Origin of the sequence: Altererythrobacter sp. MTPC7 (genome assembly GCF_042851395.1) — a bacterium.
GTDB lineage: Bacteria > Pseudomonadota > Alphaproteobacteria > Sphingomonadales > Sphingomonadaceae > CAJXSN01.
Genome location: NZ_BTGS01000014.1, coordinates 40238 through 53033, shown reverse-complemented (window position 1 = coordinate 53033; position 12796 = coordinate 40238). Strand labels below are relative to the sequence as shown.

The following is a 12796-nucleotide window of genomic DNA, read 5'->3' as shown; positions in this document are numbered from 1 at the left end:
AAAAGCCCTGCTTTTCGGACCTGGCGGAGCTTTGCCGGGACAGATTTTTGGGGAGTGCGAAATGACTGATACCATGTTGGCAGGCGCGGATCTGCATCACCTCTACGTTGCCGCGATTAACTCGAACGATGCGGCATTGATCGGAGAGCGCCTGAGCGACGATGTCGTCTTCCAGACCCCCGGCGAACCCGAACTGATTGGCAAGGAGGCGGTGGCTGAATGGGCATCGAGCTTCTTCGAGGCATTCGAAGCCCATTGGGACAAGCACGAGCAATCCTTTGAGCAATCGGGCGATCTCGCAATCAGCCGCTACACCTACACCGCGCGGATCCGTTCACGCGAGGATGCGAAAACCTTCGACGAAGCGGGAAAAGGCACCTGCGTCTATCGCCGGGAACCCGACGGCAGGTGGCTGCTCGCCATCGACAGCTGGAGCGTGAACGAGCCAGTGGAAGATGCGGCATGACCGTCCCCACACCGAAGCCAGCCCACGTCGTTTATCGCACGCGGCGTTTCTCTGAGATGCTCGACTGGTATGCCGCGGTGTTCGGCGCGAAGATCGTCTATCGCAACCCGGCGCTCGCATTCCTTGCCTATGACGAAGAGCATCACCGGTTTGCCTTCGCCGATCTCGACGTGATCGCTCCGGGCGGCGATGCCGACGACCGTGGTACGGTCGGCGTCGATCATGTCGCTTACGATTGCCCGTCCATGATCGCGCTTCTCGAGGCTTACGAGCGGCTCAAGGCCGGGGGCATAGCGCCCTATTGGTGCGTCAATCACGGAATGAGCGCTTCGCTCTATTACGCCGATCCGGATGGCAACCAGATGGAATTCTCGGTCGACTGCTTCGCCACTAAGGGAGAATGCAGTGACTATTTTACTGGGTCGCAGATTGGCGACAATCCGGTCGGTGTCGAATTCGATCCCGATGACTGGTTGGAGCGGCTGCGCGGGGGCGGAGACGAGCGGGAGCTGCTTCAACCCGATCCAGCAGGTGACGTCTCTCCGATCCGCGGCGCGCTGGAGATGATTGCGTCGTAACCGGGCTCAGCATCGCCTTTTTCATGCTTCGATAACTGAAAGAACAGGGGAATTTCGATGCTCATAAGGCCGCCCGAACAGGTGATCCGCAACTGGCACAGCGACACGTCTTGCTGGGCCGAGTTCGAACTGCGCGCGGGCGACATTGTGGTGGTGACCCCGCCAAAATGCGGCACCACATGGGTCCAGCGAATTCTCGACATGCTGCTCAACAGCTCGGCTGCGCAGCGCGAGTTCACCATGACGCAGCCGTGGCTCGACGCCTATTTCGTACCCAAGGATATCGTCCTGCCGGTGCTGGAGGCGAGCGAGGAGCCGCGTTCGCTGAAGTCGCATGCCCCGCTCACGGCGCTGCCGCTGCACGACGACGTTCTCTACATCAATGTCGCGCGCGATCCGAAGGATGCGTGCATGTCATTCCATGACCACACCACCGCCTACACTTCCAAGACCCTTGGCGAGCTCGACGAACGCGGGGCGCGGATCGAAAAACTCGGTGCGCCCTATCCGCGGGCGCCGGGCGATGCGCGCGCGTTCTTTCGCCGCTGGCTCCGCGATCCTGAATATGCTCCCTTCGACGATTACACAGCGTGCGAAATGTTTGAGCTTGAGCGCAGCTTCTGGGAGGAACGGCGCCGCTCCAATGTGCTGATGGTGCATTACAACGACCTGAAGGCCGACCGCGACGGCGAGATGCGCCGCATCGCCGAGTTTGTCGGGATCACGATCGACGAGCCGCTGTGGTCCGATATGGTCGAGGCAGCAGGCTTCGCTGCGATGAAAGCGGGGAGCGAAGCGATGCTCCCGAACCTTGCCGAGGCCTTCGAAGGGGGCCCGCGGCGCTTCGTGAACAAGGGCACGAACGAACGCTGGCGCGGTGTGCTGACCGACGCCGACCTCGCCGATTACCGGACGCTTCTCGCGGCAGAGACAACGCCGGACCTAGCCGACTGGCTGGAGAACGGCCGCCTAGCTTCGTTCGATCCCACACCACTGGACAGACATATCGAGCGGGAGGACGTACGATGACTACGCGCACACTCATAAGCACCGTGCTGGTGGCAGGGCTGGCTCTGTCTGTGCCCGCAGCTGCACAGGACAGCGTCGTTGAGAGCGAAGTCAACTACCTCACAGGCGACCCCGCCGATTGGCCGCCGGAGCTGGAGGCGACCGTCGCGGCGCCGGACAATCATAGGATATTGCTTGAAACCGATCAGGTGCGCGTTCTCGAAGTCACACTGGCTCCCGGTGAAGAAGAGCCGTTGCATTTCCACCGCTGGCCCAGCGTCCTCTACATCCAGCAGGCGGGAGATTGGATCGACCGCGACGCTGAAGGGAATGTGATTTTCGATTCACGCGAAGTGCCGCCGATGCAGTTTCCGCTCACTATGTGGAAGGGGCCGGAAGCACCACACTCTCCCGTCAATCTGAGCGATGATGTCGAAGTCCGTCTGATCCGGGTCGAGATCAAGGAAGGTATTGGCCGGTCAGCGGGCGTGATGCAGTCTTCGCTGTCTCCCGCCGGCCGCTCGCCGACCCATGCCGAAGACGCAGCCGGGGAGGCTGCCGCCCTGGAAGCAGCCAACGCTTTTCTCGCCACCCTAAGCACCAAGGATGCCGAGGCCTATGCGGCCATAACCATCCCGCAAGGGCGCGGCACGGGGACCGAAATCAAGGCCGACGGGTCGCGCATTTTCTTCACTTACACATTTGAAGAACTGGTAAGGGCTTTGCCTACAGCAATACCGGATGGCGCTGTGGAGGCGCTCGTCAATCCAATGGTCCGGGTCGATGGCGACATCGCTATGGTGTGGTCCGACTATACCTTCACTATCGATGGCCAGCTTTCGCATTGCGGCACCGACCATTTCGATCTGGTCCGGCGCGATAGCGTCTGGCGTGTGTTCAATCTGACTTGGACCACGCGCCATGACGATTGCGAGAGGCTGATCGCGGCACAAGATTCCCCGATTGAGCAGTTTGCGCGCGACTATGCTCGCGCCTGGTCGAGTGGAAAGCCTGAAGAGGTCGCAGCTCACTACGAGGCCGATGGTCGGCTTGCAGTTAATGACGCCGATCCGGTAATCGGACACGACGGCATTGCTTCGGTCGCACGCCGATTCATGACTGACCTGCCGGACATGAGGGTGAGCTTCGACGGGCTTGATCGCGATGGTCAGCGAATAATCTTCCGTTGGACGTTGACAGGCACCAATACGGGGCCGGGTGGCACGGGTGCCCGAGTAGAGATCAGTGGTGCAGAGGCTTGGCTAATTGGAGCTAACGGTTTAATCGCAGATTCGCTTGGCAGGTTCAACGAGGACGAATACGCGCGACAACTGGCAACCGCATCTGCGCCGCCCTCCCAACCCTTCAGCTTCTTTCCCGCCGACCGATCATTGACCCATGCCGAAGACGGGGTCGTGCTATCTGATGGTCGCCTGTTGGTGGGCGATTGGGATCACGGGCTGGTCACGCTGGATGGCGATGGCAAGAAGGAGCCCTTCGGCGATTTCGCCGCTGCGGGATTCAGAACCAGGCCCGATCCGCTGTGGAACAGCCCGAACGGCGTGTCGTGGGAGCCGGACGGGCGGCACGTCCTCGTCGCCGATATCACGGGCGGACATATATACCGCGTCGATACCAAGACCGAGGCGGTCGCACGGATCTACGATCACCCTTTCGGCGTGAATGCAGTGGTGCGCGATCCGAGCGGCGCGATCTGGTTCACTCAATCGACCGAGAATACTGCGGGCGAAGGGGCCGAAGCGCGCATGTTTGCAGCGGCCGATAAGCCGTTGGGTGATGGCTCGGTCTGGCGCATCGCCGCAGAAGAGGTGGGCAAGGCAGAACCTCGGGCCGTGAAGGTCGTCGACGGCCTCGATTTCGCCAATGGCATTGTATTCGACCCGGCGCGCGGGCGACTCTATGTCAACGAGATTGTGGCCAACCGCATCCTGAGTTTCGCGGTAGACCAAGCAACTGGCGCGCTCTCGAATCGCCGCGTGCTTGCGACGCTCCCGACCCCGGACAATATCGAACTGGACGATAACGGTCAGCTGTGGGTCGTCAGTCCCTTTGCCAATGCTGTCTACACGCTAAATCCAGACTCGGGAGCGTGGCGGGCCGTCTTTGCGCCCGCACCCGAGGCCAGTGAACGGATCATCACCGAGACGAGGCGTCGGCAGAGTGCTGGCGAGCCCATCCTGCCCCTGCTTACACCGGAGATGTGGGGGCCGATGCCGGGTCTGTTGACCGGTGTGATCCTAGCGCCCAATGGGACAGTCTATATCTCGGGGCTTGGCGATGCGCTGGTTAAGCTGGACGGAACTGATCCGCCGGAAATAGACCTTACTCCAATCCTCGCCAACCGCACGCGTGTGATCATCGACGGAATTCGTTCAGGCGATGTGTCGGAAATTATGGCGCTTTTCGGCCCCGGATCGCTCTATGCGGCGGACAGCGAGACGCTGCTGTCGGACCCCGCTTCGATCCGCGAATTCTGGATCAATGTTGCCGCTAGCCCAGCGCATGACGCAACGCTCGAAGTGCTGCGGATCGAGCGGCTCGGCCCCGACGCCTTTGTTGAGATCCAGAAATACGACGTTTTCGACGAAGCGGGCGAACGACTGTTCGGCGGCTACGCTTCGCTGCTGTGGCGCAAGGTTGGAGGCCGCTGGATAATCGCAGCGGATGTTTCGAATTGAGCGGCCCTTCCGCCTTCGACCTCACCGGCAAGGTCGCCATTGTCACCGGGGCAGGCAGCGGGATCGGCAAGGCGACTGCCGAACTACTCGCCGAGCGTGGAGCTTCGGTCGTTTGCGCCGCAAGAAGCGAAGACAAGATCGCTGCTCTTGCGGACAACATCGGCACAATTGGCGGCAAAGCCAGTTACATCCGTACCGACGTTGCCGAAGCCGAAGATGTGCAGCGGATGGTCGCGCACGCGGTCGAGACCCATGGACGGCTCGACATCGCGGTCAACAATGCCGGGATCGGGGCCGAGGTCTACCCGATTGTCGACACGCCCAACGAATGGTGGGACCGCGTTCAGAACACCAATCTGCGAGGCAATTTTCTTTGCCTCAAATACGAAGCGCGCGCCATGCTCGCTGCAGGCAATGGCGGATCGCTTGTGAATGTCGGCTCGGTCAATTCATTGCTTGGTTGCCCGATGGTTGCGGCCTACTGCGTTTCGAAATCGGGGCAACTGGCGCTGACCACCTCGGCATCGGCAGAGCTGGCTTCGCAAGGGATACGGGTACACCTCATGTGCCCCGGCGTTACCGACACACCGCTGCACCACGAGATCAAGGGCAATCTGGGCGTCGAAGCCTTTGAGGCCGTCAAGGCGGGCATTCACCTGCAACGGTTCGGTGAACCCGAGGAAATCGCGCGCGCCATCGCCTTTCTCGCTTCCGACGAAGCAAGCTTCATCACCGGCACCACGCTGACCGCCGATGGCGGGTTTCACCTCACGCTTTGAAGGAAAAAAGCCAATGCGAACCAATCTGGAAACAGTACAAGCGCTCTACGCGGCCTTTGCCGCTGGCGATATGGACGCCGCAGCTGCGGTCATGGCGCCCGATATGGAGTGGCGCGAGGCGGAGAATTACATCTTCGCCGACCGCAACCCCTATGTGGGTGCCGAGGCGGTATTCAACGGGGTGTTTGGACGAACAGCGGACCTGTTCGATGACTTCGCGGTCGAGGTGGGCACCTTCGTATGCGAAGGCGAGACCGTTGCGATGCAGGGCCGCTATTCGGCAATTTCCAAAGCGACGGGCGAGCGGGTAAATCCGCAGATCGTCCACTGGTTCAAGGTCAGAAACGGTCAGATTGTTAGCTTTCAGCAACATCTCGATACGCTCGCCATGGCCCGCGTATTGGGTGAGGTTCGATGAGCAGCGTTACAGGGGACGCCTCGGGCCCGCGCCTCGATGCACACGGCAGCGTTGTCAGCATGATTGACGGCTGGACCTATCTCGTCGGCCAGTACCCAAACCATGAAATCCAAATTGAAGGTCCGGTTAGGTCCTTCATTGCCAATGTCGACAACGCCTTTCTCAACATGCTGCTGGTCGCGGAGCCGGTCAGCGAACCCGCTGTGTTCCGGGCGGCACTGGCGGTTGCTGGAAAGATCATGGCATCCTGCCCCTATCCAACCATGCTCGCCAGCGTGCCGGCGTGGTATCCAGCGGATGGTCCCGACTTGTTCGAACGGCATGGCTTTGCACCGGCGCTCGATATGTGGGGCATGGCGGCTAGCGAAATCCTGCCGTCGCGTCGGTCCGAACCGGATATCGACTGGCGGAAAATCCATGAAGTGCAAGGCTCGGTCGACATCGGGCTCGTCAACGCGGCGGCTTACGACATGGACCCTGCGGCGTTCGCGATGACCGAAAATCTCCACCAATGGTCGGGTCAGCATTTCGCCATTGTCGGTTATGAGGGCGATACGCCGGTGACCGCCGCACTCGCCTATGTGCAGGAGGCGCAGATCTATGTCGGTTGGGTCGCCACCCTGCCGGATCGCTATGGCCGGGGTTTGGGCGAAGCCGCCATGCGCCGCGCCATCGTTGCCGCTCAGGAGGCCGCAGGACGTCCCCTGCCAATCTGGCTCCATGCTACCGAAATGGGTCGCCCCCTATACCGCAACATGGGCTTTGCCGATACGGCACTGATGCGCCTCCATACGTGGCCCGGTGATACGCGGGTGGATGGATGACCACCGAACCTGCCACAGTTCGCACCTTCCTCGGCCATCCGCGCGGGCTCGCCTATCTCGCCTTTACCGAGATGTGGGAGCGGTTCTCATATTACGGGATGATCTCGCTGCTGCTCCTTTACATGGTGCAGGAACTGATGCTGCCCGGCAGTATCGAGAATGTCGCAGGGATGGACGGCCTGCGCAGGACGCTCGAAAGCATGTTTGGGCCGCTGACCGCGCAACAGCTGGGCAGCCAGATTTTCGGGTTCTATGGCGGTCTCGTCTTTTTGACACCCATTATCGGCGGCTGGCTGGCGGATCGGTTTTTCGGCACGACGCGGATGGTGGTGGCGGGCGTCCTGCTGATGACTGCCGGGCATTTCCTGATGACGTTCGATCAGAGTTTTCTGATTGCCCTGCTGCTGCTGATTGTCGGTTCTGGCGCACTCAAGGGAAATATCGCCTCGCAGGTTGGACAGCTCTATCCTCCGGGGGAGGAAAGCAGGCGATCGCGCGGTTATCTGATCTTCTCGACCGGCATCAATATTGGAGCATTGCTCGGCTCGCTGGTGTGCGGTGTGGTCGCGCAGATATTTGGCTGGCACTTCGGTTTCGGCCTCGCCGGATTGATGATGCTGGTCGCGCTTGGAGTATACCTCGCCGGGCGCAGATATCTGCCCGCGCCTCCTGCGCCCAGGAAGGCAACCGCCCCGCGTGAACCGTTGCGGCGCGAGGACAGGCTGACGCTGGTTTTTATCGTCCTGATCCTTGCTATCGCAGCATTCGGTTTCACCGGCTGGGCGCTGGCCTTCAACGCCGGATTCATCTGGACCGAGGCGCATGTCGACCTGACGACACCGCTGGGCGCAGTCCCGATGGCGTGGTTTGTTTCGCTCGACGCGCTGATGAGCATCGCCGCGCCGATCAGCCTGATCGTGCTCTGGCGCGAACTGGCAAGGCGCGGCAGGGAACCGGGCGACCTTACGAAAATCGCCATCGGCTTCCTTCTGCTTGGCCAGTGCATGCTGGTGTTTGCATTCGGCGCACTCTCCGCCGGTGACGGGCGCACCAACATCATCTTTCCGCTCATCACGTTCATGCTAACAGGTGCGGGGTTCATGTGCGCATGGCCGGTGATCCTCGCGCTCGTGTCCCGCCGCTCACCGCCGCAGGTGAGGGCGATGATGATGGGTGTTGCCTATCTGGTCGCTTTTGCCAGCAGCACGTTCGCAGGCGTGCTTTCCGGACAATATGAAACGATGCCGCCCGAGCGCTTTTTCCTTGCCATGGCCGTCATCCCGTCGGTCGCCGGACTTGTTCTGCTGGTGATCCGAAGCCGTCTAATCCGCGCGCTCGACGCCAACGCGCAACCGATTCCCACGCTATCGCCCATGGAGCAGCCCGCATGAGCGATGCCACACTTGCCGACACGACTCTACAACGCGCTTGGCCCTCGCTGGTCGAGAACAAGCCACTGCGTTTTGCGGCGGTCATGATCCTTTACTTCATGCAAGGGGTGCCTTTGGGCCTGTCGCTTATAGTTTTGCCTGCTTGGTTCGCGGCGGCGGGAGCTAGTGCGGTCGAGATCGGCGGATTTGTGGGCTTTGCGGTCCTGCCGTGGTCGCTCAAACTGTTCGCCGGACTTCTGATGGACCGTTTCGCCTATCGCCCGATGGGACGGCGGCGCGCATGGATCCTGATTGCGCAAGGCTGCCTGGTCACGGTCCTTCTTGCGCTGGCTGCGGCCGCGCCGGACGCCAGCCAGATCGCATTACTCGCCAGCTTCTGTTTCGCGCTCAACATGTGCGCGATCTTTAACGACGTTGCGGTCGACGGCATGACCATCGACCTCGTACCTATCGAGGAACGCGGCGCAATCAATGGATGCATGTTCGGATCGCAAATCGTGGGAATCGCAGCAACCAGCTTTATCGGCGGACAAATGCTGGTGGCAGGCGGCACGGCGACGACCGCGCTATTTTTCGCAGCCTTGGTGGCCGTGCCCTCGGTGATCGTCAGTGTGTTTCGCGAACGGCCGGGCGAACGGTTAATGCCGTGGACCAGCGGCAGGCCGTCTACCGAATGCGAGGCGCTCCAGCAGGACGCCTGGTGGCCAATTATCAAGGGTGTGTTTGTGTCGCTCGCCGATTGGCGAATAGTCGCCTACCTGACGGGCTATGCTCTGTTCTGTGCGAACTGGGTTATTCTCGATAGCGTCAGCCCGGTCCTGAGCGTCCAGGAACTGGGCTGGAAAAGCGAGAGTTACAGCAGCTTCGCCGGCACAGCGAACCTCGTTGCCGGGCTGTTCGGCATTGCGATGACCGGCCTCCTTGTAAAATGGATCGGGCTTTCCCGAATGGTGACATTGGTCGCTGTAATCCTGGTATTGCTCGCTCTGACTGGAGGCATCACGTATTCGAGCTGGGATGGAAGCTGGTTGTTTTCGTCGATCCTCGTCTCGCAGACCATAGCCGCGACTCTGCTGACGATCCTTCTCATCGCATGGGGCATGATGCTGAGCAATCCGGCCGTCGCCGCGAGCCAATTCGCGCTGATCATGGCGATTCCCAATCTCTCGCGTTCCATGATGGCGGGCATATCGGGCCAGGTCGTCGAAACGTACGGATATGCCGCCGCCTACTTTATCGCAGCGGCGCTGACGGTCGTCACGATCGCGCTTTGCCTGTTTGCTTCCAGTCGAATCAGTGCGCGAGTAGACGCGGCATGAGCGATCCAGCAAACAAGCTCCAGAAACGCCTCGGCCTACCCTTCGCCATAGCGATTATGGCGGGAGCGGTCATTGGCGCTGGCATTCTGCGCACGCCCGGAGTGGTCGCCAACGAGGTGCCGGTATTCTGGATCGCCATGACGCTATGGGCGCTGGGCGGCGTCTACGTATTCCTGTCGGTCAATGTCGCGTCCGAACTGACGACCGCATTGCCAAAAGCAGGCGGTTTCTACGTGCCTGTGCGCGAGGCTTATGGCGATGGTATGGGGCTGCTCGCCGGTTGGGCGATCTGGGTGGGCTATGCCGCGGGAACGGCTGCGCTAGCGCTTGCCTTTGCAGATTTTCTCGGCACCGCGATACCGTTCGTCGCCGCCAACAAGATCGCCTTCGCCCTGACCGCCCTGCTGGCCGTGACCTTGCTCAACCTGCCGGGCGTCGAAGAAGGACGGGTCTCGAATATCCTCGGCATGGTCATCAAGCTTTCTCTGCTCGCCTGTGTCGTTATCGCGGCAGTGGTTGTCGGTCCGGCGGCGCCGCAGGTAGCATCCGAAGCCACGCCTGCGCTCACGGCTCCCGACGCGGCCATTGGCTGGATCGCCCTAATCACGGGCTTCCAGATCGTGCTGGGAGCTTATGACGGCTGGCAGGGTCCGGCATTCTTCGCCGAAGAGGACAAGGATCCCGCGCGCAACATTCCGCGCGCCTTTTTCCGTTCGGCGGTGATCATTTTGGTGGTCTATCTCGGTATCAATCTGTGCGTATTCACCGTTCTCAACATGGAGTCATTGCGTACGTCGGAGTTGCCGGTGGCGCTGGTGATCGAGGCGCTGCTCGGCCCGGTTGGACGAACCGTTACGGGCATAGCGGCCGCTGTCATGGCGCTGTTCACGCTGAACGCCATCATCATGACCAATCCGCGTATTCTGTTCGGACTGGCGCGCGATGGCTTGTTCGTGAAGGGCGTGGCAAAGGTCAATCGCGGCGGCACGCCTTGGGTAGCCCTGCTTATCAGCTCGGCCATCGCCATCCCGATGATCCTGACCGGCGCCTATGTCTTCGTGTTCAAGATTCAGGTCGCGACCGGTATTCTCGCTGGGGTGCTTTATAACGCGTCCTATTTCACCCTTCGCGCTAAACGGCCAGACCTGCCGCGACCGTTCCGCGCGATAGGCCATCCCGTATTGCCCGCGCTGATCCTGCTCATCACTACTGCACTGTTTTTTGGTGTCATCATCGCCGATCCCGAAGCTGGTCTGTGGACTGCGGGCCTGATCGCAATCTGCGTCCCTGTCGGTATCCATCTTGGCCGCCAGAGGCGACAGGCTACAAAGGCATGATCCTGCGCCGAATCTCCGAGCATCTGCGTATGCAGAACTGGACCGTAGTCATCATTGAGTTCGCCATTGTCGCATCGGGTGTCTTTCTCGGTATCCAGCTTGGCAATTGGAATGACCGGATGCGCGAGAAGGAAAGCGCCGAGATACTGGTCAATGCCCTCGATGCCGAATTTGCTCTGATAGAACAGCGCACTCTCACCAGTATCGAATTTCACCATGAGAACATTGCAGCACTGACGGGTATTCTCGAAGCACTGGAGCGAGAAAAGCTGGCGGAAGAAGACCGAGACCTGTTCGAATCCGGACTGCGGCGCGGTTACATGCGAGCCAGCTATATGGGGTCGACGACGCTGCGCGAGACCGTTTCGAGCGGTCGGCTTGGTCTGATCGAGGATCCGCAACTCTTGCAAGCCTTGCTCGACTATGAGCAGGAGACCGAGCTTGCTATCCGGACGGCGGGAGAAATCCGGGACATTTCAAATCAATATGTTCCCGCTTTCACCGCCCGATATTCCTATGATTTTACCACCGACGCCGAGAATATCTATCGCGCCGACGGCAGGGAAGAGGATGGCGGGGGAGCGGCGATGGGGTTTGGCCTCTCGCGAATTGGCGAATATGACTTCGATGCAATGGTTGCCAACCCGGACTTTGTCGAAGCCGCCGAAGAACTGCGCGAGACCCAGCGTCTTTGGCTCAATCTGCGCATCATCAACCTTGGGCGCATCAGGAATGTTCGAAGCCGGATCGGTGACTATAGATCGCATCGCGGGGAGTGAAGCCGCGGACCGACAAACCGAACGGCATCGACAGTTGCGATCAGTCAAACATGTTACAGACAATGTCCGCTCTTATGGCCCAACTTCCCGAAGCGCGACGTCTTCAATTGGGGCGCATAGCAGTCATCTAGTAATATACGCTCAGACCCAATAGGCGAGAGTCGATCAAGCGCCTGTTTCACTCCTGAGCTTTTCGAGGCGCTCCGAACATATCTCGTGTACTACGCAGCCGAGTTCTTCCACTTGTTCGCCAAGCCATTCAAGCTCCTCCTTGGTGATGCGGTAATGCTTTGAGTAGCGCGCCTTTACGTAAGCTTCCTTGAGCTTCTCGAACCGCGCACGATCACGCTTGGTGTCGCGCGGCCAGACATAGGTCAGGCGAGGGTCGATCCGCTCGGCCTGTGTTCGGAGGAAACCGAGATTGTGTACATGCGGTGTGTAGAAGGTGCAGACCAGAAGTACGCAGTGATAGAGGAATTCGGCTGCCTGGTGAGTATCGAAAGCTGCTTCTTTTAGGCGGCCCTGGCTAGCTGTGTATCGGGCCGTGTCCAATCGGCCAGCACCACCTGGAAACCACTCGTCAAAATACTCCTGCGCCATTGTCAGCGCTTCACCGGCAGTCTTGGGCTTCGGCGTGTGGAGCTCGGTGTCATCGGATTGGTAAAGCGCGATCCCGTCTTTCGCGACATCCATGAAGAAATAGCGTCCGTGCGCGAGACCGTCGTTCACCTCCTGCAGGGTGTGAACGATGAAGTTGACCGGCGTCTTCAGCGCCTTGGTGACGCCGTATTCGCGCATCAATCGGTCATCGAGTTTCGACCAGTATTTCACCCTATCGACCAGCCGCTTGTCGTTGACGATGATGAGCAGATCGTAGTCCGACTGGTAGCCCTTGGCGGTATGCGGTTCATCGACCCAGGTGCCGCGCGCATAGCTGCCGTAAAGTACGACCTTGAGAATGCGACCGGCCTTCTTCCACTCGTGCTTCGCCAGGGCAAAGGCATCGTCGAATTCTTCGAAGATCAGCTGCACCACGCGCTCAAGTTCGCGTTGCTTTTGCGGAGGCAGGTGATCGAGTTCGGTGCGCATTACTGGACCTTTAGCAAGCACTTGGAATGGTTGCACCCTCGCATTCCTGCCGGTGCGCCGGCACATCCAAGAAAGTGTGCCTCTCCTCTGTTCGGTGGGTTTCCCCGCC

The 12796-nt window shown here is 60.2% G+C and carries 12 protein-coding genes; 11 read left to right on the top strand and 1 reads right to left on the bottom strand.

From position 1 onward, the window contains the following. The first annotated feature begins 61 nt into the window (after positions 1-61). The 11 genes from ACGHJ7_RS12330 to ACGHJ7_RS12280 are packed head-to-tail and all read left to right on the top strand — an operon-like array spanning position 62 to position 11598. Positions 62-466 carry a YybH family protein gene (locus tag ACGHJ7_RS12330; RefSeq protein ID WP_390478097.1) on the top strand — a complete coding sequence of 135 codons (405 nt, stop codon included), beginning with the start codon at positions 62-64 and terminating at the stop codon, positions 464-466. Beyond that, a complete protein-coding gene (locus ACGHJ7_RS12325; RefSeq protein ID WP_390478094.1) occupies positions 463-1044 on the top strand; it encodes a VOC family protein in 582 nt (193 codons plus the stop codon). The genes ACGHJ7_RS12330 and ACGHJ7_RS12325 overlap by 4 nt, the downstream gene beginning before the upstream one ends. 57 nt (positions 1045-1101) lie before the next feature. Then, a complete protein-coding gene (locus tag ACGHJ7_RS12320; RefSeq protein ID WP_390478091.1) occupies positions 1102-2073 on the top strand; it encodes a sulfotransferase domain-containing protein in 972 nt (323 codons plus the stop codon). Further along, entirely contained in the window at positions 2070-4751 is a 2682-nt protein-coding gene (locus ACGHJ7_RS12315; RefSeq protein ID WP_390478088.1) for an SMP-30/gluconolactonase/LRE family protein, read from the top strand. Before ACGHJ7_RS12320 ends, ACGHJ7_RS12315 begins: the two co-directional genes overlap by 4 nt. Then, positions 4748-5530 (top strand): SDR family NAD(P)-dependent oxidoreductase, encoded by a 783-nt coding sequence (locus tag ACGHJ7_RS12310; protein WP_390478085.1) that lies wholly within the window; start codon positions 4748-4750, stop codon positions 5528-5530. The genes ACGHJ7_RS12315 and ACGHJ7_RS12310 overlap by 4 nt, the downstream gene beginning before the upstream one ends. A 13-nt stretch (positions 5531-5543) precedes the next feature. After that, a complete protein-coding gene (locus ACGHJ7_RS12305) occupies positions 5544-5948 on the top strand; it encodes a nuclear transport factor 2 family protein (protein WP_390478082.1) in 405 nt (134 codons plus the stop codon). Further along, positions 5945-6772, top strand: coding sequence for a GNAT family N-acetyltransferase (locus tag ACGHJ7_RS12300; protein WP_390478079.1), 828 nt, complete (start codon positions 5945-5947; stop codon positions 6770-6772). The genes ACGHJ7_RS12305 and ACGHJ7_RS12300 overlap by 4 nt, the downstream gene beginning before the upstream one ends. Next, positions 6769-8163, top strand: coding sequence for a peptide MFS transporter (locus tag ACGHJ7_RS12295; protein WP_390478076.1), 1395 nt, complete (start codon positions 6769-6771; stop codon positions 8161-8163). The genes ACGHJ7_RS12300 and ACGHJ7_RS12295 overlap by 4 nt, the downstream gene beginning before the upstream one ends. Further along, a complete protein-coding gene (locus ACGHJ7_RS12290; protein WP_390478073.1) occupies positions 8160-9482 on the top strand; it encodes an MFS transporter in 1323 nt (440 codons plus the stop codon). The genes ACGHJ7_RS12295 and ACGHJ7_RS12290 overlap by 4 nt, the downstream gene beginning before the upstream one ends. Beyond that, positions 9479-10819, top strand: coding sequence for an APC family permease (locus ACGHJ7_RS12285; protein WP_390478070.1), 1341 nt, complete (start codon positions 9479-9481; stop codon positions 10817-10819). Before ACGHJ7_RS12290 ends, ACGHJ7_RS12285 begins: the two co-directional genes overlap by 4 nt. After that, positions 10816-11598 carry a hypothetical protein gene (locus tag ACGHJ7_RS12280; protein ID WP_390478067.1) on the top strand — a complete coding sequence of 261 codons (783 nt, stop codon included), beginning with the start codon at positions 10816-10818 and terminating at the stop codon, positions 11596-11598. Before ACGHJ7_RS12285 ends, ACGHJ7_RS12280 begins: the two co-directional genes overlap by 4 nt. 165 nt (positions 11599-11763) lie before the next feature. Here the strand turns inward: ACGHJ7_RS12280 and ACGHJ7_RS12275 are convergent, their stop codons facing one another. After that, positions 11764-12687 (bottom strand): HEPN domain-containing protein, encoded by a 924-nt coding sequence (locus ACGHJ7_RS12275; protein ID WP_390478065.1) that lies wholly within the window; start codon positions 12685-12687, stop codon positions 11764-11766. Positions 12688-12796 lie beyond the last annotated feature (109 nt).